At 72.1% G+C, this 22042-nt stretch carries 22 protein-coding genes; 15 read left to right on the top strand and 7 right to left on the bottom strand.

What is annotated here, in order from left to right; translation table 11 throughout:
• Positions 1 to 4: 4 nt before the first annotated feature.
• Positions 5 to 1141, bottom strand: coding sequence for a lipid II:glycine glycyltransferase FemX (locus tag HN031_RS07190; RefSeq protein ID WP_367650682.1), 1137 nt, complete (start codon positions 1139 to 1141; stop codon positions 5 to 7).
• Between the two features lie 119 nt (positions 1142 to 1260).
• On the bottom strand, positions 1261 to 2169 hold the full coding sequence (locus HN031_RS07185; protein ID WP_367650681.1) for an SMP-30/gluconolactonase/LRE family protein: 909 nt from the start codon (positions 2167 to 2169) through the stop codon (positions 1261 to 1263).
• Between the two features lie 155 nt (positions 2170 to 2324).
• Between HN031_RS07185 and HN031_RS07180 the strand changes: the two genes are divergently transcribed.
• From HN031_RS07180 to HN031_RS07155, 6 genes are all read left to right on the top strand, one after another.
• Positions 2325 to 3608: an ABC transporter substrate-binding protein gene (locus HN031_RS07180; RefSeq protein WP_172268241.1), complete on the top strand. Its 1284-nt coding sequence runs from the start codon at positions 2325 to 2327 to the stop codon at positions 3606 to 3608.
• A 98-nt stretch (positions 3609 to 3706) separates the two neighbouring features.
• Positions 3707 to 4693, top strand: coding sequence for a carbohydrate ABC transporter permease (locus HN031_RS07175; RefSeq protein WP_172268238.1), 987 nt, complete (start codon positions 3707 to 3709; stop codon positions 4691 to 4693).
• The gene (locus HN031_RS07170; RefSeq protein WP_172268235.1) at positions 4690 to 5520 is read left to right on the top strand and encodes a carbohydrate ABC transporter permease; all 831 of its coding nucleotides are present in this window, start codon (positions 4690 to 4692) and stop codon (positions 5518 to 5520) included. The genes HN031_RS07175 and HN031_RS07170 overlap by 4 nt, the downstream gene beginning before the upstream one ends.
• Positions 5517 to 6959 carry a GH1 family beta-glucosidase gene (locus HN031_RS07165; protein WP_172268232.1) on the top strand — a complete coding sequence of 481 codons (1443 nt, stop codon included), beginning with the start codon at positions 5517 to 5519 and terminating at the stop codon, positions 6957 to 6959. Before HN031_RS07170 ends, HN031_RS07165 begins: the two co-directional genes overlap by 4 nt.
• 5 nt (positions 6960 to 6964) lie before the next feature.
• On the top strand, positions 6965 to 7981 hold the full coding sequence (locus HN031_RS07160) for a LacI family DNA-binding transcriptional regulator (protein WP_322423645.1): 1017 nt from the start codon (positions 6965 to 6967) through the stop codon (positions 7979 to 7981).
• The gene (locus HN031_RS07155) at positions 7968 to 8720 is read left to right on the top strand and encodes an SDR family oxidoreductase (protein ID WP_172268225.1); all 753 of its coding nucleotides are present in this window, start codon (positions 7968 to 7970) and stop codon (positions 8718 to 8720) included. The genes HN031_RS07160 and HN031_RS07155 overlap by 14 nt, the downstream gene beginning before the upstream one ends.
• Positions 8721 to 8755: 35 nt before the next feature.
• Here the strand turns inward: HN031_RS07155 and HN031_RS07150 are convergent, their stop codons facing one another.
• Both HN031_RS07150 and HN031_RS07145 read right to left on the bottom strand, forming a co-directional pair.
• Positions 8756 to 9565, bottom strand: a complete 810-nt coding sequence (locus HN031_RS07150; RefSeq protein WP_172268222.1) for a deoxyribonuclease IV — start codon at positions 9563 to 9565, stop codon at positions 8756 to 8758.
• A gap of 61 nt (positions 9566 to 9626) precedes the next feature.
• A complete protein-coding gene (locus HN031_RS07145) occupies positions 9627 to 10562 on the bottom strand; it encodes a serine/threonine-protein kinase (RefSeq protein ID WP_172268219.1) in 936 nt (311 codons plus the stop codon).
• A 165-nt stretch (positions 10563 to 10727) separates the two neighbouring features.
• Between HN031_RS07145 and HN031_RS21030 the strand changes: the two genes are divergently transcribed.
• The 5 genes from HN031_RS21030 to rplI all read left to right on the top strand — a co-directional run bounded on the left by HN031_RS21030 (position 10728) and on the right by rplI (position 13438).
• Complete coding sequence (locus tag HN031_RS21030; protein WP_216652072.1) at positions 10728 to 11354, top strand: hypothetical protein; 627 nt, start codon at positions 10728 to 10730, stop codon at positions 11352 to 11354.
• Between the two features lie 297 nt (positions 11355 to 11651).
• A complete protein-coding gene (rpsF, locus tag HN031_RS07135) occupies positions 11652 to 11942 on the top strand; it encodes a 30S ribosomal protein S6 (RefSeq protein WP_172268216.1) in 291 nt (96 codons plus the stop codon).
• A gap of 112 nt (positions 11943 to 12054) precedes the next feature.
• Positions 12055 to 12660, top strand: coding sequence for a single-stranded DNA-binding protein (locus HN031_RS07130; RefSeq protein WP_172268213.1), 606 nt, complete (start codon positions 12055 to 12057; stop codon positions 12658 to 12660).
• Between the two features lie 80 nt (positions 12661 to 12740).
• The gene (rpsR, locus tag HN031_RS07125) at positions 12741 to 12977 is read left to right on the top strand and encodes a 30S ribosomal protein S18 (protein WP_056603689.1); all 237 of its coding nucleotides are present in this window, start codon (positions 12741 to 12743) and stop codon (positions 12975 to 12977) included.
• A gap of 14 nt (positions 12978 to 12991) precedes the next feature.
• On the top strand, positions 12992 to 13438 hold the full coding sequence (rplI, locus tag HN031_RS07120) for a 50S ribosomal protein L9 (RefSeq protein ID WP_172268210.1): 447 nt from the start codon (positions 12992 to 12994) through the stop codon (positions 13436 to 13438).
• Positions 13439 to 13523: 85 nt separating this feature from the next.
• On the opposite strand, the gene HN031_RS07115 is transcribed toward rplI, so the two are convergent.
• On the bottom strand, positions 13524 to 14849 hold the full coding sequence (locus tag HN031_RS07115) for an MATE family efflux transporter (RefSeq protein WP_172268207.1): 1326 nt from the start codon (positions 14847 to 14849) through the stop codon (positions 13524 to 13526).
• Between the two features lie 499 nt (positions 14850 to 15348).
• On the opposite strand from HN031_RS07115, the gene dnaB reads away from it, so the two are divergent.
• A complete protein-coding gene (gene dnaB, locus HN031_RS07110; protein WP_322423637.1) occupies positions 15349 to 16752 on the top strand; it encodes a replicative DNA helicase in 1404 nt (467 codons plus the stop codon).
• Between the two features lie 138 nt (positions 16753 to 16890).
• Here dnaB and HN031_RS07105 read toward each other — a convergent pair whose 3' ends face one another.
• Entirely contained in the window at positions 16891 to 17487 is a 597-nt protein-coding gene (locus HN031_RS07105) for a GNAT family N-acetyltransferase (RefSeq protein ID WP_172268203.1), read from the bottom strand.
• A gap of 172 nt (positions 17488 to 17659) precedes the next feature.
• Between HN031_RS07105 and HN031_RS07100 the strand changes: the two genes are divergently transcribed.
• The gene (locus tag HN031_RS07100; RefSeq protein ID WP_172268201.1) at positions 17660 to 20104 is read left to right on the top strand and encodes a 5'-nucleotidase C-terminal domain-containing protein; all 2445 of its coding nucleotides are present in this window, start codon (positions 17660 to 17662) and stop codon (positions 20102 to 20104) included.
• A 111-nt stretch (positions 20105 to 20215) separates the two neighbouring features.
• Here HN031_RS07100 and HN031_RS07095 read toward each other — a convergent pair whose 3' ends face one another.
• Positions 20216 to 20527: a DUF1540 domain-containing protein gene (locus HN031_RS07095; protein WP_322423870.1), complete on the bottom strand. Its 312-nt coding sequence runs from the start codon at positions 20525 to 20527 to the stop codon at positions 20216 to 20218.
• Positions 20528 to 20679: 152 nt separating this feature from the next.
• Here HN031_RS07095 and HN031_RS07090 point away from each other — a divergent pair, with 152 nt between their 5' ends.
• Both HN031_RS07090 and HN031_RS07085 read left to right on the top strand, forming a co-directional pair.
• A complete protein-coding gene (locus HN031_RS07090; RefSeq protein WP_172268197.1) occupies positions 20680 to 20991 on the top strand; it encodes a hypothetical protein in 312 nt (103 codons plus the stop codon).
• A 92-nt stretch (positions 20992 to 21083) separates the two neighbouring features.
• Entirely contained in the window at positions 21084 to 22016 is a 933-nt protein-coding gene (locus tag HN031_RS07085) for an NADP-dependent oxidoreductase (RefSeq protein ID WP_172268195.1), read from the top strand.
• The last annotated feature ends 26 nt before the right edge of the window (positions 22017 to 22042 follow it).

The following is a 22042-nucleotide window of genomic DNA, read 5'->3' as shown; positions in this document are numbered from 1 at the left end:
CGCGTCACCCCCTGCGCGCCAGGTAGACCTGGAACGCCTTGTAGATCGCGCGGTTGACCGGGAGGTCCCACTCGCCGGCGTGCTCGACCGCCTCGCCGCCGGTGCCGACCTTGAACTGGATCAGGCCCACGTGCGGGTCGTCGGCGTCGAGGGTCTCGGTGATGCCGCGCAGGTCGTAGACGTGCGCACCGGCTGCCAGCGCGTGGCGGATCATCGCCCACTGCACGGCGTTGGAGCCGCGCACCTCGCGCTTCTCGGTGGACGAGGCGCCGTAGGAGTACCACGCGTGCGTGCCGACGCGGATGGCGATGGTGGCCGCCACCAGGTCGCCCTCGTGGCGGGCCAGCCAGACCTGGATCCGGTCCGGGTCCTCGGCGAGGAGGGCGTCGTACATCGTCTCGAAGTAGGACAGCGGTCGCGGTGCGAAGTGGTCGCGCTCGGCGGTGTGGACGTAGAGGTCGTGGAACGCCTTGAGGTCGGCGCGCTCCCCGAGGGCCACCTCGACGCCGCTCTTGTCGGCCTTCTTGATGTTGCGGCGCCACAGCTGGTTCATCCCGGCCAGGACGTCGGCCTCCGTGCGGGGCAGGCCGTCGGCGTCGACCAGGGGGATCTGGAAGTTGAACTGGGGCTGCCCGGCGGAGAAGCCGCCCTCTGCGGACTGCTGCTGCCAGCCGAGCTCGTGCAGCTGGGCAATGACGCGGGCACCGTCCTGCGAGCGCTCGAGGGGAGGTACGTCGCCGAGGCGGCGCACGGACTCGTCGGCGATCCCCGCCTTGACCTGCTCGGCCGACCAGCGGCGCGTCACGACCGGGGGGCCCATCCGCACGGCGAAGGCGCCCTGCGCCTTGAGGTGGGCGACCATCGGCGCCAGCCACGCCTCGAGGTCGTCGCCGGCCCAGTCGATCACCGGGCCCTCGGGCAGGTAGGCGAGGTAGCGCCGCACCTTCGGCAGCTGGCGGTAGAGGACGAGACCGGCGCCGACGAGCGCACCGTCGCGGAACCAGCCGATGGACTCGGCGCGCCACTCGGCCTTCACGCGCGCCCAGCCGGGCGTCTGCAGGAAGCTGGCGGACGACCGGCGAGCGATGAAGTCGCGGTGCTCCTGCGCGGAGACGGGGCGCAGCGTCAGGGAGGTCGTCACCCCGACACGTTACAAGGGACCAGACACGACCCCCGTACGTGTCTGGTCCCCTCGTCAGTACAGACGCCGGACGGCCACGAAGGGTTGCGTCTCCCCGCAACTTTCTCGGACGGGGTGCCTCAGGCGGCGAATGCCGCGACCGGCGCTCCCTCGACGTCCACGTCGACGCAGAAGACCGCACCCGCCGCGGGGTCCTCGGCGTCGCCGAGGCCCTGCCTGGACGTGGTGATGTAGAGGTGGGTGTCGCCCGGGCCGCCGAACGCGCAGGAGGACACCTGGGCCGCGTCCACCTCGACGACCGCGGTGAGCGTGCCGTCGAGGGAGTAGCGGTGCACGGCGGAGCCGCCCCACAGGGCGACCCAGAGACCGCCGTCCGCATCCTGCGCCATGCCGTCGGGGTCGCCCCCGGACACGCGCGCCACCGGTGTCCTGCGCCCCAGGGCCCCGGTGCTGCCGTCGTGCTGCAGCACGTCGACCGAGCCCCGTGGGGTGTCCACGTGGTACGCGTGGCGCCCGTCCACGGACCAGACGAGTCCGTTGGGGATCGTGAGGTCGGTCAGGGCCGGCGTGACCGTGCGGTCCTGGTCGAGCCGCCACAGGGTGCCCTGTCCGGGCAGCGCGTCCACGCCCATCGAGCCGCAGTAGAACCGCCCCTGCCGGTCGCACCCTCCGTCGTTCATGCGGAGGCCCGGCCCGAACAGCGAGGGCGAGGTCCACTCGACCCCGCCCGCGGGGTCGAGCAGGAGGAACCTGTCGTCCACCGCGACCACGACGCCGCCGTCGGCGCGGGGACGCCATGCGCCCACGACGTCGCCCACGTGGAGGCGCGACTCGAGGAGCCCGCCGTCGATGGTGAGGAGGTCGCCCGCGAAGACGTCGACCAGGCGGAGGCGCGACAGGGCGGGATCCCAGCCCATGCCCTCCCCGTGGTGGGTGACGACGTCGGTCAGCTGCTCGGCTCGGATGGCTTCCTCCGGAACGTGGACGGTCGAGCGGTGGTCTGGGGGTGCGGTGATCGTAGTCGGCACACCACTCCAATGGAAGCGATTCCACCGAGCGGACGCAGCTGAGCGGTCCGTGCGGGGCGGGCCCCTTGACGGTCGGTGTGATGGCCGTCATAGTTTCCCGGCAACAGCGGTGGAATCGATTCCACCACCGGCTCGACCGCGAGGAGCACCAGACCATGCGCCACTCCACCACTCCACGAAAGGCCGCTGTCGGTGTCGCCCTGGCACTCGTCGCCGGCACCATGGCCGCCTGCGGCGGCGACTCCGAGGCGAGCCAGGCCTCTCTCGGCAAGGACGACGTCCTCACCATCACGACGTTCAGCGACTTCGGCTACGACGCGCTGATCGAGCAGTGGAACGCCGACCCCGACCGCCCGTTCTCGGTGAAGATGACCAAGATCGCCGACTGGGACCCGTGGAAACAGACGATGACGCAGGCCCTGCAGGCCGGCGACGGCCTGACCGACGTGGTCGCGATCGAGGGCGACGCGATGCCGCAGTTCCTCACCGACGGCGCGTCCGAGCAGTTCGCCGACCTCACCGACCCCTCGCTCGACGACCGCTGGGTGGAGTACGCCTACGAGAACGCCCAGACCGCCGACGGCAAGCAGGTCGCCTACCCGACCGACGCGGGCCCCGAGGGCTTCTGCTACCGCGCCGACCTCTTCGAGAAGGCCGGGCTCCCGAGCGACCGCGAGGAGGTCAAGGCGGTCTTCGAGAGCTGGGACAGCTACTTCGCCGCCGGCGAGCAGCTCACCGAGGAGCTGCCCGAGACCAAGTGGTTCGACTCCAGCGGGGCGATCGCCCAGGCCATGCTGAACCAGACGCAGTTCCCCTTCCAGACCGAGGACAACACGGTCGAGGTGAACAACCCCGAGCTCCAGAACGTGTGGGAGACCGTCACCAGCAAGGTCGACACGCTCTCCCCCCGCGTCGTGCAGTGGGAGGACGACTGGGAGGCCGGGTTCGCCAACGACGGCTTCGCCACGATCCCCTGCCCGGGCTGGATGTTCTCCAACGTGAAGTCGGCCGCCCCGGACGTCGAGGGCTGGGACTTCGTCGACGCCTTCCCCGGCGGCGGCGGCAACTGGGGCGGGTCCTACCTCGCCGTGCCGATGCAGTCCGAGCACCAGGAGGAGGCCAAGGAGCTCGCCAACTGGCTGACCGACACCGAGCAGCAGCTCGCCGCCTTCGAGGCGGCCGGCAACTACCCGGCCAACATCGGGGCGCAGGAGGCGCTCGCCGAGGAGAACATCACCGACCCCTACTTCAACGACGCCCCCACCGCCAAGATCCTCGCCAACCGCGCCGCGGCGGTCGAGCCCGGCCACCCCTACAAGGGCGACAAGTACTCCGACATCCTCGGCCTCTTCCTCACCGCGATCCAGCGTGTCGACGAGGGCATCTCGCCGGACGAGTCGTGGGCGACGTTCGAGCAGGCCGTCGAGAGCCTGTCCTGACCGATGACCCCGTCCAGCACGGACGCTCCCGCCGGGGAGGTCCTCCACGACCTCCCCGGCCCGGGGCACCGTGCCCCACCTCCGAGAAAGGCAGCCCGATGACGACCATCGAGGCCCTCAGGACCGGCGAGCCGGCGCAGCAGACCGGTCCGCCGACGCCGCGGCTGACGTGGCGCCAGAAGCTCTCCCAGTGGGACTTCCGCTTCTCGCCGTACCTCTACTTCCTGCCCTTCTTCCTGGCGTTCCTGCTCGTCGGGGTCTACCCGATGGCCTACTCGGGCTACCTCTCCTTCTTCTCCTGGCCTCGCTACGGGGCCGACCACGGTCCGGGCGTCGGCTTCGCCAACTACGCCCACGTGCTCACGGACCCGGTCTTCCACAAGGCCTTCTGGAACACCATCGGCATCTTCCTGCTCTCCTCGGTGCCGCAGGTCCTGATCGCCACGGTCATCGCCGGGATGCTGGACACGCCGCTGCGGGGACGGACCTGGTGGCGGATGAGCGTCCTGCTGCCGTTCGTCGTCGCGCCGGCAGCGACCGCGCTGATCTTCGGCAGCCTCTTCGCCGACAAGTCCGGCCTGGTCAACGAGATCATCCGCGCGGTCGGCCTGCCCGGCGTCAGCTGGCACTCCGACCGGTTCGCGAGCTGGACCGCGATCGCCACGATGGTCAACTACCGCTGGACCGGCTACAACACGCTCATCATCCTGGCCGCGATGCAGGCGGTCCCGCGCCAGCTCTACGAGGCGGCGGCACTCGACGGCGCCAGCCGCGTGCGGCAGTTCCTCCACGTCACGCTGCCGTCGATCCGGCCGACGATGTTCTTCGTCATCGTCACCGCGACCATCGGCGGGATGCAGATCTTCACCGAGCCCCGGCTCTTCGACACGAACCTGCAGTTCCAGGGCGGCGCGAACTACCAGTACCAGACGCTGACGATGTACGTGTTCAACACCTCCAACAGCGGCACCGACCCCTACCCGCGGGCCGCCGCGGCCACGTGGCTGATCGTGCTGCTCATCATCGGCATCGCGCTGCTCCAGTTCCTCGTCACCCGTCACCTGCAGAGGAGGGCCGAGCGGTGAGCCGGCGTCCCGGGTTCCTGGTCTACGGCCTGCTCTCCGCCTTCGTGGTGGGCTCGGCCTTCCCCCTCTACTGGTCCTTCGTCATCGGCTCGGTGACCAAGGAGCGCGCGATCCAGAGCCCGCCGCCGCTCTACCCGGGCGGCCACTTCCTCGACAACGCGCGGCGCGTCTTCGACCAGATCGACTTCTGGGCGGCGCTGGGCAACTCGGTCGTCATCTCCAGCGTCTCGGCGGCGTCGGTGGTGTTCTTCTCCACCCTGGCCGGCTACTCCCTCGCCAAGCTGCGGTTCCGGGGAGCCAACCTGGCCATGGCCTTCGTCGTCGCCACCTTGGCGGTGCCGACCCAGCTCGCGTTCGTGCCCTTGCTCAAGGAGTTCAGCAACCTCGGGCTCGCAGGGACCCGCACCGCGGTGGTCCTGCCCTTCCTGGTCACCGCGTTCGGCGTCTTCTTCATGCGCCAGTACCTCGTCGACGCGATCCCGGACGAGCTGATCGAGGCGGCGAGGATCGACGGCTGCACCCAGCTGCGCACCTTCTGGACCGTGGCCGTGCCCGCGGCCCGCCCGGCGATGGCCATCCTCGCCCTGTTCACCTTCATGCACACCTGGACCGAGTTCATGTGGCCGCTGCTGATCCTGCAGGGCTCCGACGTGCAGACCCTCCAGACCGCGCTCGACCAGCTCAAGATCGCGCCAGCGGGTGGCATCGCCGACATCGCGCTGCTCCAGGCAGGCACCCTGCTCGCGACGATCCCGCTGCTACTTCTGTTCATCGCGACCGGCCGCCAGCTCGTGGCCGGCATCATGCAAGGAGCCGTCAAGGGATGACGACGACACGACTGTTCCCCACCGACTTCCTCTGGGGAGCCGCTGCGGCGTCCTACCAGATCGAGGGCGCCGTGGCCGCCGACGGACGCACGCCGTCCATCTGGGACACCTTCACCCGGGTCCCCGGCGCGATCCTCCACGGCGACACCGGCGACGTCGCGTGCGAGCACTACGACCGGATGCCGCAGGACGTCGCCCTGATGAAGGAGCTCAACCTCGCGTCCTACCGCTTCTCGGTCGCCTGGCCGCGGGTGTGCCCGGACGGCGGTCCGGTCAACACGGCGGGGCTCGACTTCTACAGCAGGCTCACCGACGAGCTGCTGACGGCCGGGATCACGCCCTGGCTGACGCTCTACCACTGGGACCTCCCGCAGGCGCTGGAGGACCGGGGCGGCTGGACCAACCGCGACACGGCGCACCGCTTCCTCGACTACGCGATGGCCGTGCACGACGCGCTCGGCGACCGCGTCGACAGCTGGACGACCCACAACGAGCCCTGGTGCTCCGCCTTCATGGGCTACACCAGCGGTGGCCACGCGCCCGGACGCCGCGAGGGCGTCGCCGGCGTCGTCGCGGCGCACCACCTGCTCCTCGGGCACGGGCTGTTCGTCGAGGAGTTCCGCAGCCGCGGCGGGACCCCCGACAACGGCAAGGCCGTGGGCATCACCCTCAACCCGACGGTGGCGGACCCCTTCGACCCGACCCGCGAGGACGACGTCGACGCGGCCCGGCGCCTCGACGGCTTCCACAACCGCGTCTTCCTCGACCCGCTGTTCCTCGGCAAGTACGCCGACGACCTCTCCCGCGACACCGAGGGCATGCTCTTCGAGGGCAGGCGCTGGGAGGACTTCGTCCTCGACGGCGACCTCGAGCTGATCAGTGCGCCGACCGACTTCCTCGGCGTGAACTTCTACCACGGTGACCTCCCGGCGGCGCTCCCGTACGACGTCGAGCCGGACGAGCTCCTCGGGAGCCGGATCCAGCACTCCTCGCGCCCCCGCGAGTCGCCGTACCCCGGTGGTGGCTTCGTCTTCCCGCGGACGGGCCGGCCGACCACCGACCGGGACTGGGAGATCGACCCGGACGCACTCACCCGCCTCCTCGTCCGGCTCGGGGAGACCTACGGCGTCCCGCCCATCTACATCACCGAGAACGGCGCGATGGCCGACGACGTGGTGGTCGACGGTGCCATCCACGACACCGGCCGGCAGCAGTTCATCGAGCAGCACCTGCACGCGGTGCTGGACGCGCTGGACGCGGGCGTCGACGTGCGCGGCTACTTCGTGTGGTCGTTGATGGACAACTTCGAGTGGAGCTACGGCTTCGCCCACCGCTTCGGCATCGTCCACGTCGACTACGACACCCAGGTGCGCACGCCGAAGGACAGCGCGCGGTGGTTCGCGGAGGTGGCCGTGGCGAACGGCCTGCCAGTAGCGTGAGCCAGGTGGTGGTGAAGGCGCACGCGTCCACGCTGGACGAGGTGGCCCGGCTGGCGGGGGTCAGCAAGGCGACGGCGTCGCGTGCGATCAACGGCCGGTCCAAGGTGAGCGCGAAGGCGCAGGCGGCGGTCCTCGACGCCGTCCGCGAGCTCGGCTACACGCCCAACGGTGCCGCCCGCTCCCTCGTCATGCAGCGGACCGGCTCCGTCGCGGTGATCCTGCCCGAGTCGGACGAGCGGGTCTTCTCCGACCCGTTCTTCGCGCGGATGCTGCACGCCGTGGCGCGCGCGCTGCGCGAGCGCGACCTGCAGCTCGTGCTCCTGCTCGCCCAGCCCGGCGACGAGAGCCGGATGCTGCTCTACCTGCGCGGGCGCTACGTCGACGGTGCCATCGTCGCGTCCCACCACCGCGACGACCGTCTCGCCGAGCACCTCTCCGACCTCGGGCTGCCGTGCGTGTTCATCGGCACGCCCTGGCTCGGCGCCGACCGGGTCTCCGTCGTCGACAGCGACAACGCCGGTGCGGCGGCCCAGGCCGTACGCGTCCTGGTGGAGAGCGGCCGGCGCAGGATCGCCGCGATCGCCGGACCGCGCGACATGCGCGCCGGTCACGACCGGCTCGCGGGCTGGCGCCAGGAGCTGGAGGCCGCGGGCCTGGACAGCAGCCGGGTCGCCTACGGCGACTTCACCGAGCACAGCGGGACCACGGCCTGCGCCGAGCTCCTCGACGCGGACGGCGACATCGACGGGATCTTCGCGGCCTCCGACCTCATGGCACTCGGTGCGATGCGCGAGCTGGAGGCCCGCGGCCTCCGTGTCCCGGACGACGTCGCGATCGTCGGCTACGACGACCTCGGCGTCGCCGAACGCACCCAGCCGCCCCTCACCACGCTGCGCAACCCGATCGGCCAGATGGTGACCGAGGCGGTCCGGCTCCTCACCGAGACCATCGACCAGGGTGGACGCGGCGCCCCGCGTCACGTCGTCTTCGTGCCCGAGCTCGTGCGTCGTGACACCGTCTGAGCGCGGCGGCTCCGCGGGAGTCGCGGTCGTCACGGGCGCGTCACGGGGGCTGGGCGCGGCGATCGCCCTGCGGCTCGCGGCCTCCGGTCGGCCCGTCGCGGTCAACTACCTGCGTGGCCGGGAGGGCGCCGACTCCGTCGTCGCACGGATCAGGGACGCCGGTGGCGTCGCGGAGGCATTTGCGGCCGACGTCGTCGACGAGGACGGGGTGTCCGGCCTCTTCGACCGGGTCGCCAGCACCCTCGGCCCCGTCACCGCGGTCGTCGCCAACGCCACCGGTCCCCAGCCCGAGGTCGGCGTGGACGACCTGTCCTGGCGCTCCCACCTCGACCAGCTGGAGTTCTTCGTCAAGAGCCCCACGCTGCTCGTGCAGGCGGCGCTCGCGAGCATGCGGGCGTCCGGCGAGGGGCGGGTGATCCTCATCGGGTCCGACCTCGCGGACCGGGCGGCGCCGCGCATGTCGGCGTACGTCGCGGCCAAGAACGCCCAGGTCGGGCTCGTCAAGGTGTGGGCCAAGGAGCTGGGCCCGGACGGCATCACCGTCAACCTCGTCCAGCCCGGGTGGATCCCGGTCGAGCGCCACGCCGGCATCAGCACGGACGCCTACGCGGCCGAGGTGCCGCTGCGACGGATGGGCACGCCCGACGACGTGGCCGCGATGGTGGCCCACCTGGCCTCGGACGCCGGCGGGTTCATCACCGGTCAGCGCATCACGGTGAACGGCGGGCACGTCATCTAGACGGCTGTCTCGTCTGTCCCGTCGGTCACAGGTGGTCAGAGGTGGTCGCGGAGCCAGGCGAAGTCGGCCAGGTGCTCGGCGGCGCCGCCGGGCGTCTCGCAGATGACCGGCGCACCCGCCTCGCGCACCACGCCGGCGAACTCGTCGGCGGGGAGGTGGCCGCTGCCGAAGTTGGCGTGCCGGTCGGCACCGGAGTCGAAGGCGTCGCGCGAGTCGTTGGCGTGGACCAGGTCGATCCGCCCGGTGATGGCCCGGACCTTCTCGACGGCGTCGCCGAGCTCGATGCCGCCGGCCCAGGCGTGGCAGGTGTCGAGGCAGAACCCGACGCGGTCGGACCCGTCGGCGGCGGAGACGGCGTCCCAGACGCCGGCGATCCGGTCGAGGTGGCGCGCCATGGCGTTGTCGCCGCCGGCGGTGTTCTCGATGAGCAGCGGGACCTTGATGTCGGTCGCGTCGATCGCCTTGCGCCAGTTGTCGAAGCCCACCGCCGGGTCGTCGGTCTTGTTGACGTGGCCGCCGTGGACGATGAGGCCCTTGGCGCCGATCTCCGCCGCGGCGTCCATGTGCTGCTGGAGCAGCTTGCGGCTCGGGATGCGGATCCGGTTGTTGGTCGTGGCGACGTTGACGATGTAGGGCGCGTGGACGTAGAGGTCGACGCCGGCGTCCTCGGCGGCCGCGCGCAGCGCCGCGGGACCGCCCTCGAACCGCACCTCCGGGCCCTTGAAGCCCTGCGGGTCGCCCAGGAAGAACTGCACGAGCGTGGTGTCGCGCGCGAGCGCCTCGGCGACGGGGTCGGTCTGCTCGACGTGGGCGCCGATCGGGAGGGCTGACGGCTGCGTGCTCATGCGGGGTCCCTGCGGCGTTGTTCGGGGGAGCGAAGCGGAGGAGAAGAACGTCGTGGGGTGCTCATGGCGCCCAGCCTAGGAGGAGGCACAGACAGCCGGCGACCACGCCGCACAGCGCGGCGACGCCCAGCCAGGCGGCCCACTCGACCCCAGCCCCCGACCCGCCCGTACGCCGTTGCCGCGGGGCCGGCCCGAGGCGGTCGGGCACCGGTGGCGGGACGGCCGGCGGCAGCGGGAGCCTCCGCAGGAGGCGCAGCGCCGCGTCGGCGGTGGCGATGCGCTGCTCGGGGTCACGGACCAGCAGCCGCTCGACGAGCGGCCGCAGCGGGTGGGACGGGATCTCGTGCTGCCGGGCCGGCGGCAGGCCGGTGACCAGCTCGAGGGCCACCCGCCCGACGGCGTACAGGTCCTGCGTCGGCTCCGGCGGCGCCCCCCGCGCCTGCTCGGGAGCCATGTAGCCGTCGGTGCCGATCGCGCCGGGCACCGTGGTGAAGCGGCGGTCCGCCACCGGGGCGGCGACACCGAAGTCACCGAGGCGCAGGTGCGGACCCGCCTCGCCGGTCGCCTCCAGCAGCAGGTTGGCGGGCTTCACGTCGCGGTGCACCAGCCCGGCCGCGTGCACCGCGGCGAGCCCGGACAGCAGCTGCTCGAGCAGCAGGCCGGCCGTGCCGGCGTCGAGCGGCCCGTGCTCGCGGAGCAGGTCGGCGACCGACCCGCCCGGCACCAGCTCCATCGCCAGCACGACGAGCTCGTCCTCGGCCGCCCAGCCCTGCGGCGCGACGACGTGGGGGTGGCGCACCCGGACGGCCTGCTCGCGCACGAACCGCGCGAGCAGCGCCGAGCTGTGCCGGCCGAGCACCTTGACCGCGACCAGGCAGCCCGTGCGCGCGTCGCGGGCCCGCCACACCGAGCCCATCCCGCCGGTGCCGATCTGGTCCAGCAGGACGTAGCGCCCCGCCACCACGGCGGAGGTCCGGACCGGCGCGACTGCGGGCACCGCTCGACGCTAGTCCTCGCCCGCGGCCGGCGGGCCCGTCCTCCACAGGCGGTGGCCCACGATGGTCTGGACCTCTCGCGACGGTCGTGTTGCCGCCGTGCGTCCGGGTGCGGGACCCTCGCGCGATCGGTCCCGACCACGGGACCCTAGCGGGGGAGCACATCCATGTCCGACACCACGCCCGGGGCCGGGCCCACGCCCGACCCCACGCCCGACCCGACGCCCGACGCGACGCCCGACCCGACGCCGGCGCCCGCCTCACCGTCGTACGGCGGCGCGCACCAGCCGCACGAGCCGCACCCGGCCGGCTCCACCCCGGCCGGCTCCACCCCGGCCGTCGAGACGCTCAAGGGAGCCGACCGGCTCGACCTCGGCACCATCGGTGCCGGGGCGCTCGCGTTCCTCGGCTCGCTGCTGCCCTACTACACGGTCTCCGTCGACGCCTTCGGCAGCAGCGTGAGCGAGTCGGCGACCGCCTGGCACGGCTTCTTCGGCTGGTTCGGCGCGGTGCTGGCCCTCGCCGGCGCCGGGCTGCTCCTCGCCCGCCTCCTCGGTGTCAGCCTCTCGCTGCCGGTCCCGGTGCGCACGCTCGTCCTGGGCCTGTTCGCCGTCGCCGCGCTCTGCACCGTCCTCGCGCTCTTCGTCATCCCCGGCGGGTCCTGCGACGAGGACGCCTTCGGTGCCTCGGTCTGCGACCTGATCGACCAGGGCCACGGCTTCGGCTACTGGCTCGCGCTCCTCGCCACGCTCGTCGGCACCGCGCTCGCCGCGGTGCGTCGGTCGGCGGACTGACCCTCGTGAGATCCCCGGCGGTCACCGGATATCCGGTGACCGCCGGGGTTACAGGTGGAGATCTCGACCTGCAAGTACGCAACTCGGGTGCAAAGCTCCGCCGGAGCGGGACCGCTGGGGCCAGCCGAGGCGGCGTACGACGATTCCGGCGGGGCGCCGCGCCGCTGGTAGTCTTCCCCGGTTGCCTTCGGGCGACCTGCACCACCGTGGCCGCGACCGATGTCGCGGCCGCAACGCACAGTCCTCCTGCCACGGAGAGCCCGTGGCCGCTCTAGCCCAGAGGAGGTGGAGACCGCTATGCGTGCCTATGAAGTGATGGTCATCCTCGACCCGAGTCTCGACGAGCGCACCATCGAGCCGTCGCTCGACAAGTACCTCAACGTGATCCGCAAGGACGGTGGCTCGATCGAGTCGCTCGACGTGTGGGGTCGTCGCCGGATGGCGTACGAGATCCAGAAGAACGCCGAGGGCATCTACGCCGTCATCAACCTGACGGCCGAGCCCGCGACGGTCAAGGAGTTCGACCGCCAGCTCACGCTGAACGAGTCGATCCTGCGCACGAAGGTCATGCGTCCCGACGCCCACTGATGCCCGCAGGGGCGTCTGTGGATAGACCCTTCCCGCTGTCGGTCGCTGCCTGTTTGATGGGCAGCACACCGAGAGCAACCCGGACCAGCAGGACATTCTGAGGAGACCTGACATGGCAGGCGAGACCACCATCACCGTGATCGGCAACCTCGTCGACGACCCGGAGCTGCGGTTCACCCCCTCGGGGGCGCCCGTGGCCAACTTCCGGATCGCGTCGACGCCGCGCACCTTCGACCGCCAGAGCAACGAGTGGAAGGACGGCGACACGCTGTTCCTCTCCTGCGCTGTGTGGCGGCAGGCCGCGGAGAACGTCGCCGAGTCCCTCCAGCGGGGCATGCGCGTGATCGTCCAGGGTCGCCTCAAGTCGCGTCAGTACGAGACCCGCGAGGGCGAGAAGCGCACCGTCTTCGAGATCGACGTCGAGGAGGTGGGCCCGTCGCTGCGTTCCGCATCGGCCAAGGTCACCAAGACGACCCGGTCCGGCGGCGGTGGCGGCTACTCCGGCGGCGGCGGTGGCGGCGGCGGCTACTCGGGCGGTGGCGGCCAGTCCGCTCCGGCCGACGACCCGTGGGCCAGCCCGGCGCCCGCGCAGGGTGGCGGCGGCGGCGGTGGTTGGGGCGGCCAGTCCCAGCCCCAGGGTGGCGGCCAGTCCGCGCCGGCCAACGACCCGTGGGCCACGCCCGGGGTCAGCGGCGGCAACGACGAGCCCCCCTTCTGATCCGGACACTTTCCAGCACCACACCACCATTCCGTCCCTGATTGCCTTCAGGGCCGGGCTCACTGAAAGGGAGCACCACAATGGCCAAGGCAATTCTGCGCAAGCCCAAGAAGAAGGTTTGCCAGTTCTGCAAGGAGAAGGCGACCGGTGTCGACTACAAGGACACCACGCTCCTCCGCAAGTTCATCTCCGACCGTGGCAAGATCCGCGCCCGTCGCGTGACCGGCAACTGCGTCCAGCACCAGCGCGACGTGGCCATCGCCGTCAAGAACGCGCGCGAGCTGGCTCTGCTGCCCTACACGTCCACCGGTCGCTGAGAGGGGCACGGAACATGAAGCTCATCCTGACCCAGGAGGTCGACGGCCTCGGCGCCCCCGGCGACGTGGTCGAGGTCAAGGACGGCTACGGCCGCAACTACCTCGTTCCCCGTGGCCTCGGCATCCGCTGGACCCGCGGCGGCGAGAAGACCATCGAGTCGATCAAGACGGCCCGCGCCTCGCGTGCGGCCCGCGACGAGAGCCACGCCCGCGAGATCAAGACCAAGCTCGAGGCCAACGCGGTCAACGTGAAGGTCCGCGCCGGCGAGGGCGGCCGCCTCTTCGGCGCCGTCACCACCTCGGAGATCGCCGACGCGATCACCGAGATCTCGGGCGAGCCGGTCGACCGCCGCACCATCATGGTGGTCAATCCGATCAAGTCGCTCGGCGCCCACGAGGTGTCGGTCAAGCTGCACGACGAGGTGTCCGCCACGGTGGCCCTCAACGTCGTCCCTGCCTGACTCGACGCACGCACCACCTGACGCACCGCACCACCCGGCGGCCCGCCCCTCCTCGGAGGTGGCGGGCCGTTCGGCATCTCCAGGGCTAGCGACCGACCGACGCGCCGGTGACGATCCAGGCGTCCCCGCGGGCCCGCCAGGACAGCAGCACGCCTCGGGCCCCCATGAAGACGAACGTCATCGCCACCCACACCGCGACCAGCCCGTGGGGCAGGGTGGCAGCCCACAGGGCGGCGGGCGCGTACGCAGCCAGCACCACCATCCCGGCCCACGCGAGGAAGGCGCCGTCGCCGGCGCCGATCAGGACCCCGTCGAGCACGAACACCACACCGGCCAGCGGCTGGCCGAGGGCGGCGACGAGGAGCACCGGCACGAGGAGCTCGCGCACCTCCGGGTCGCTTGTGAACAGCGCGCCGAGGAACGGCGACGCGACCGCCAGGCCTACGCCGGCCACGATGCCGCTGCCCCAGCCCCACCGGACCATCCGCCGGGTGAGCCGCCGCGTGCCCTCGACGTCACCGCTGCCGAGGGCGCGTCCGGTGAGGGCCTGCGCCGCGATGGCGATCGCGTCGAGGGCGAACGCCAGGAAGGTCCACAGCGTGATCGCGATCTGGTGTGTGGCGACGTTGACGTCGGTGCCCTGCGTGCCCACCCGCGTCACGGCGTACGTCCCCACGAGCAGGCACGCGCGCAGGGCGAGGGTGCGGATGACGAGCGCGACGGCGGCGTGCGCGGCGGCCAGGATCCCGGCCCGGTCGGGCGAGAGCGGCGCGTCGTGTGCGCGAGCCGCGCGCACCACGACCACGACCAGCCACGCGGCCGACAGCACCTGCGCGACCACCGAGCCGATCGCGGAGCCGGCGATGCCGAGCCCGAGGCCGTAGACGAGCACGACGTTGAGCACGATGTTGAGGCCGTTGCCGACGACGGCGACGAGCAACGGCGTACGCGTGTCCTGCAGGCCGCGCAGCACGCCCGTGGTCGCCAGCATGACGAGCAGCGGCGTCGTCCCGAGGAAGGCGATGGCCAGGTAGGTCTCGGCGTGCCCGGCGACCTCCGAGCCGGTGTCGAAGGCACCGACGAGGACGGGTGTCAGCGCGATGCCACCGACCGTCGCGACGGTGCCGATGACCACGGCCAGCCACACCCCGTCCACCCCCTGGGCGAGGGCGGCGCGCAGGTCGCCGGCGCCGAGGTGGCGCGCGACGCTGGCGGTGGTGCCGTAGGCGAGGAAGACGCACAGGCCGACGACCGTCTGGAGGACGACGGCCGCGACCCCCAGGCCGGCGAGCTCGGGCGTGCCGAGGTGGCCGACGATCGCCGCGTCCGAGAGCAGGAACATCGGCTCGGCGACCAGGGCGAGGAAGGCCGGCACGGCCAGGCGGAGGATCTCGCGGTCGACGGCCTTCACGCCCGCAGCCTAGGAACCGGGGCTATCGAGCCGGGCCGTGGGTGTACATAGTCCCTTCGGACTACCTGTGAATCACCGTGTGGATGATGCTGCGGGTGGTGGGCGTCACGAGGCCGTGTCGACAAAGCAACAGGCATCATCCAGATGTCGGACAGATGAACGACGCGATCGGGGTGGGGATTTTCGTCCACAGCCTGTGGGCATCGTTTCCGCAGGTCAGCGCGCGTGCTCGAGGCGGCGCCGGCACTCTCTCCACAGGTCGGTCCACGGCGAGTGCACGTCGTGCCGCGTGTCGTCCACGGGCGGGAGCACCTTCTCCACAGAACCTGTGGATAACTCGGTGCCGCTGGCTTCCCATCGTCGCCCGGCAGCACGTACGGTCTCGCGCGGGCAGTGATCCGGGAGCTGGTCTCGCGCGCGACGGGTCCGACGTGATGTCGGAGGTCGTCCCTAGCGTGGAGTGCGGTGGGTCGTGGGCAGTGACAGTGGAGGAGCACCGGTGAGCGTCGCATTCGAGGGGGACACCGACCAGGCATGGGGCGATGGTCCGGCGGCCTACGAGCCGGGGGAGTCGCCGCGCTCCGCCGGGGACCGGACGCCTCCGCAGGACAACGCCGCCGAGCAGAGCGTGCTCGGCTCGATGCTGCTGTCCAAGGACGCGATCGCCGACGTGGTCGACGTCATCAAGGGCGTGGACTACTACCGCCCGGCCCACGAGGTCATCCACGACGCGATCATCGACCTCTACGGCCGCGGCGAGCCCGCCGACCCGATCACGGTGGCGGCGGAGCTGCAGAAGCGCGGCGAGCTCCAGCGCATCGGCGGCGCGCCCTACCTCCACACCCTGTCCGCCAACGTGCCGATCGCCGCCAACGCCGGCTACTACGCCGAGATCGTGCGCGACAAGGCGATCCTGCGCCGCCTGGTCGAGGCCGGCACGCGGATCGCCGCCCTCGGCTATGCCGGCGAGGGCCAGATCGACGACGTGGTCGACCACGCCCAGGCCGAGGTCTACAAGGTCACCGACCGTCGCGCGAGCGTCGACTACGCACCGCTCAGCGACATCATGAGCGGCGTCCTCGACGAGATCGAGGCCATCGGCAACCGCGAGGCCGGCCTCTACGGCGTGCCGACCGGGTTCGCCGACCTCGACGACCTCACCAACGGCCTGCACTCCGGCCAGATGATCATCGTCGCGGCCCGCCCCGCGATGGGGAAGTCGACCCTCGCCCTCGACTTCTGCCGCGCCGCCTCGATCCACAACAACCTGACGAGCTGCTTCTTCAGCCTGGAGATGACGCGCTCGGAGATCATGATGCGGCTGCTCTCCGCCGAGGCGAAGGTGCCGCTCAACCACATCCGCAACGGCACCATGCGCGACGACGACTGGGAGAAGCTCGCCCGCAAGATGGGCCAGGTCTCCGGGGCGCCGATGTTCATCGACGACAGCCCCAACATGACCATGATGGAGATCCGCGCCAAGGCCCGGCGCCTCAAGCAGCGCCACGACCTCAAGCTCATCGTCATCGACTACATGCAGCTGATGAGCTCGGGCAAGAAGGTCGAGTCCCGCCAGCTCGAGGTCTCGGAGTTCTCCCGCAACATCAAGCTCCTCGCCAAGGAGCTCGAGCTGCCCATCATCGCGCTGTCGCAGCTCAACCGTGGTCCCGAGCAGCGCGGCGACAAGCGCCCGATGATGAGCGACCTGCGTGAGTCGGGGTCGCTCGAGCAGGACGCCGACATGGTGATCCTGCTCCACCGCGACGACGTCTACGAGAAGGAGTCGACCCGCCCCGGCGAGGCCGACCTGATCGTGGCCAAGCACCGCAACGGCCCGACCCGAGACCTGACGGTGGCCTTCCAGGGTCACTACTCGCGCTTCGTCGACATGGCCCAGGGCTGAGGCCCGCACCGCCGGGCCCACCGTCACGGCCCGGCGGCGCACGACGTGGGGCGACGACGAATCAGCGCCGCCCGCGTGGGTACGGTGGCACCACGTCCTCGCGGCAATCATGAGTGCCCGTCGGCCAGGTCCGAGCACTCATGATGGCGGGTGCTCGGGCCGTCCCGGGGACCGAGCCGCCCGACGAGCCGCCCGACGAGGCGCCGGCTGGAGCTCCAGCACGGTCGTGAGGCTGACGCCGTGCTCACCCGCGGTCGCCGCGCCCGTCTCCCGGAAGCCCAGCTTGTCGAGGACCCGACGCGACGCGGTGTTCCAGTCCCAGACGTCCGCCCACAGGCGGGGCAACCCGGCCTGCTCCGCCCACTCGACGACTGCGCGGGCCGCCTCCGTCGCCAGGCCGTGGCCGTGCACCGATCGGAGCAGCTCGAAGGCGAGCTCCGGCTCGTCGGACGGCCGCCCGTCGACCGTGAACAGACCGCAGTAGCCGATCACCTCGGACGTGTCGCGGCGCACGACAGCCAGGACGACCAGGCCCGACCTCGAGGACTCCGCGCGGACCTGCTCCCTGATGTCGTCGATCGTGGGCCGCCCCTCGGTGTCGATCCTCCGCCGAGCAGGCACGCGCGGATCGCGCTCGGTCCACAGCTGTCGGTAGGTCGCGGCTTCCTCCGGGCGCCGGCGACGCAGGACCAGCCGCGAGGTCTCCAGGCGGCGGAGGGCTGGCGGGTCGGGCACGACTCGAGTGTCGCACTGTGTGGGCGGTCAGGGTTGTGAACCCTTGATCGGCTCGCGGCACCACAACCAGCAATGTTCCACGATGTGGAACGTGGTTCGACATGCTGAACCGACGCCGCTAGCGTGCGAGTCGGCTGTGGCGTGCGTCACAGCGCCCGCAGAGGAGCCCGTCGTGCGTCGTTCCGTCATCCGTCCCGCCCGCCTGCGCCGTGCGTCCACGGCACTCCTGTCCGTGTCGCTCGGGGTCGCCGGACTGGCCGTCGCGGCGGGTTCGGCCGCCGCTGCGCCCGGCGACACCCAGGTCGCCTGGCTCGAGGTGGAGGACGGCCAGATCAGCGGCGGGCCGGCGCTCAACTCCGGCGACCACGGCAACTTCTCCGGCTCCGGGTCCTACACGTTGCGCGAGACCGGGATGACCTCCACCATGACGGTCACCGTGCCGGAGGCCGGCACCTACCCGGTGTGGATCCGGTACGCCGCCGGCCCGCTGAGCGCGGAGGAGAACGTCACCCGCTCCATGGGCCTGGTCGCCAACGGCACCCGGCAGGTCGTGCCCTACCCCCTGACCGGGAGCTGGGAGGACTGGGAGTTCGCCCGCGCCGACGTCGCCCTCGTGCAGGGGACCAACACCCTCGCCGTCAGCTGCGACCGGACGCAGGAGATGTGCCGGCTCAACTTCGACGCGATCCAGGTCGGCGGCACGGCACCCGACACCTGCGCCCCCACCCCGCTCGCCACCGGCGCGGCGCGGCTCTTCGACGGCACCTTCGCCTCCTTCGACCAGTGGCGCAAGGCCGGAGCCGGCGGCTTCGGGCACCAGACCGACTGCACCATCCGCGGGTTCCGCGGTCCGGGCACCACCTGGACCAGAGCCACGACCACCCAGCAGCAGTCCGGCGCCTACACCCTCGGGCTGGACTGGCGGCGGAAGGACGCCGACGACGCCTCGAGCGTGCTCGTCGGCTCGAGCACCAACACCGGCGCCCAGCCCACCGGCGGCTACCGCGTGATGATCGGCGCCACCGACACCGCCACGATCCGGTCCGCGGACGGGAGCGTGGTCCGGGCCGCGGACGCCGCCGCGCTCACGGCGGCGACCAGGCCCGTCGCGCAGTGGAACCGGTTCTCGATCCAGGTCACCCCCGCCCGGATCCGCGTCCTCCTCAACGGCACCCCCGTCAACGCCGTGGACAGGACCGTCGCCGCAGGCGGCTTCATCGGCCTCGAGAACCGCAGCGAGTCCGCGCAGGTCGACTTCCGTGACGTCCAGGTGCAGCCGGGCGTCGCCCTCGGACCGCTCGCCGGGCCCGCCCGCAGGGCCACCCGGGCCAACGGCACGACCCCCAACCCCGGCGGCGAGTCGACCCTCGGCAACCTCGTCGCGGACGCCCAGCGGTGGGCGACCCGCGCCAGCAGCGGGGGCACGGCGCGGATCTCCTTCACCAGTCCCACGGCGCTGAAGGCCGACCTCGTCGCCGGCGGCACCTACCCGGCCACCACGACGTACGCCCAGGCGGCCGCCGCCGTCGCCGACGAGCCGCTGGTCAACATGCGCCTCACCGGCGAGCGGATCAAGACCGTGCTGGAGCAGCAGTGGCAGCTCACGGCCGGCGGCACGGTGCCGAGCCCGGCGTTCCTGCGCCTCGGGGCCTCGTCCGGATTCACCTGGACCCACGACCCCACCCGCCCTCAGGGCGACCGGATCACCGGCATGTGGCTCGACGGAGTCGCGCTCAACCCGACCGGCAACTACTCGGTCACGGTCGGCCAGTCGCTCGCGGCCGGAGCCGACAACTTCCGCGGGTTCACCGCCGGGCTCGTCCCCCAGGTCCGCCAGGCGAGCACGGTGTCGGCCCTCGCGGCCTACGTCGCCGACACCTCCGCCGCCGGCCCGCTCGCCGTGCCGCAGACCCAGCGGGCGATCGGGGTCAGCGTCCCCGGCGGGGCGCAGGCGTCGTACGCCGCCGGCACGACGTACGCCGTCGACCTCAGCTCGTGGTCCTACTCCGCTCCGACGGACCCCCGCGACACCGCCGTCGACGTGACGATCGGGGGCCGGCCCGCCGGGTCGTTCCCGGTGGACGGCACCCGCACCGACAACCTCCTCGACGGGGACGGCACCGTCGCGGTGCGGGCCACGATCCCGGCCGACCTGCCCACCGGTCCCACCACGGTGCGGATCGTCGGCACCACCACCGGGACCACGGTGTCCCTGCCGGTCGCCGTGACCGCCGCCCCGCTCGTCCCGACCCCCACGCCCACTCCCGCGCCCACGCCGACCCCCACGCCGACCCCCACGCCGACGCCCGCCCCGGCGCCGGTCACCCAGGTGAAGCCGACCATGACCGTGAAGGTCAGGCCCGGCACGGTGCTGGCGGGGAGGACGCGAGCGAAGGTGGTGGTCCGCGTGGCTGCCGCCGGGACGACCCCGTCGGGCAAGGTCACGCTGCGGGTCGGGTCGAGGAAGCTCACCGGCCGGCTCCGCGCCGGCCGGGTGACCTTCACCCTGCCGGTCCTCGAGGCGGCAGGCACGACGAGGCTGAGGATCGCCTACGCCGGTGACGACCGCACGCTGGCGGCCGTTCGCACGGTGAAGGTGAGGGTGCACCGGCGCTGACCCGCCCCTGAGTCTCCGACGGTCCGGGGTACCCAGAGCCCCGGGCCGTCGGACCACCACCGCTCGCGGCGGGGCCGTTCGCCGCCGTCGTGGCGGATGGAACCGGTCGGCTCAGGCCGGCGCGAAGGTGAGGCAGTCGGCGGGATCGGCGCCGGCACCCACGTCGACACCGGAGGCGGTGCACTCGAGGTGGTCGTTGTGGCGGCAGTCCGCGCGGTGGCAGGCGCCCACGTGGCCGTGGGCGTCGACGCCGCCCTTGTCGGCGGTGTGGACGAAGGTGCCGCAGGCGGCGCCCGCGGAGCCGGTGACGGTGATCGCACCGGCGTGGCAGTCGTGGTCGTGGTTGTAGGAGCAGCCGTCGACGCTGCACGAGCTGACGATCGGCAGGTTCATGGTGGTCATGTCCCGACGATCCCCCTCGATCGGGCGTCCGTCCAGACAGGACAGGCTTCCCTTGCCGGGACCGGGATCGCCCCGGGCCGTCGGGATGCGCTCGTCCCACGGGGTGGGGCGGTGGCGGTGGAGAGCGACCTAGCGTGGGTGGCCCGTACGCCGAGACCCAGCCTGGAGGAGACGTGGCACACCAGCCCCCGAAGGACGTGCAGGAGGCGGCGCAGCGCGCCGTCCGGTGGATCGAGGAGGGCAGGGCCGGCAAGGGCTTCACCGACGTCGGGCGCCACCGCGCCCACCAGCTCGCCGACGGCAAGGACGTCAGCGACGCCGACGTGAAGAAGATGCAGGGCTACTTCGCGCGGCACACCGTGGACAAGGACGCCGAGGGCTTCACGCAGGGTGGCGACGGCTTCCCCTCGCCCGGTCGCGTGGCCTGGGACGCCTGGGGCGGCGACCCCGGCGAGCGGTGGGTGAAGGGCATCGACGTCGACTGACGCGTCGGGACGGGAACACCACCCGTCCCTGCGACGGTTGTGACCGTGCGGGCGCCGGCGACCGGCGCCCCCGACGACATCAGGAGACCAGCATGCGCGCAGCCAGCTACGACACCTTCGGCGGTCCCGAGGTGCTGACCGTGGGAGAGCGGCCCGACCCGCCCGTCGGGCCGGACTCCGTGCTCGTCCGGGTCCGGGCCACCAGCGTGAACCCCGTCGACTGGAAGGTGCGCGAGGGCCACCTGAGCGGCGCCTTCCCCCACCACCTGCCGATCATCCCCGGCTGGGACGTCGCCGGGGTCGTGGAGGCGGTCGGGCCGGCGGTGCGCACCGGCGTCCGGGTCGGGGACGAGGTCTGGGGCTACGTCCGCCGCGACGACGTCTCCCAGGGCACCGCCGCCGAGCTGGTCCCGGCTCCCGAGCGGACCGTCGCGCTCAAGCCGCCGTCGATGTCCTTCGAGGAGGCGGCCGCCGTCCCGCTCGCGGGCCTCACCGCCCACCAGGCGCTCATCGAGCTGCTCGAGGTCGGTCCCGGCGATCGCGTGCTGGTGCACGCCGCCTCCGGCGGGGTGGGGCAGCTCGCCGTGCAGATCGCCGTGGCCCGCGGTGCCGAGGTCGTCGGCACGGCCTCACCCGCCCACCACGACCTCGTGCGCGAGCTGGGCGCGACCGTCGTGCTCGACCACCACGCCGGTCTCGTCAGCGAGCAGCTCGCCGCCCACGGCGGCCCCGTCGACGCGGTGCTCGACCTGGTGGGCGGCGACGCCCTCGCGGACGCGGCGGCCCAGGTGAAGGACCCGGCCCGGGTGGTCAGCATCATCGACCCGGGCGCGGTGGCCGAGATCGGCGGCCGCTACCTCTTCGTGCGCCCCGATCGTGACGGTCTCGACGCGCTCGCCGCCCTCGTGGAGCAGGGGCAGCTCCGCGTGACCGTGGCGCGCACGTTCCCGCTGGACGAGATCGCCGACGCGCACCGGCTCTCCGAGGAGGGGAGCCCCGGCGGCAAGATCGTCGTCACGGTGTGAGGGGCACACCTGTCTCCCCTGGGGTG

The sequence above is a fragment of the Nocardioides sp. zg-1308 genome, assembly GCF_013155375.1.
Taxonomy (GTDB): domain Bacteria; phylum Actinomycetota; class Actinomycetes; order Propionibacteriales; family Nocardioidaceae; genus Nocardioides; species Nocardioides renjunii.
The sequence above is the reverse complement of the archived record's forward strand: the minus strand, read 5'-3'. Positions and strand labels throughout refer to the sequence as shown.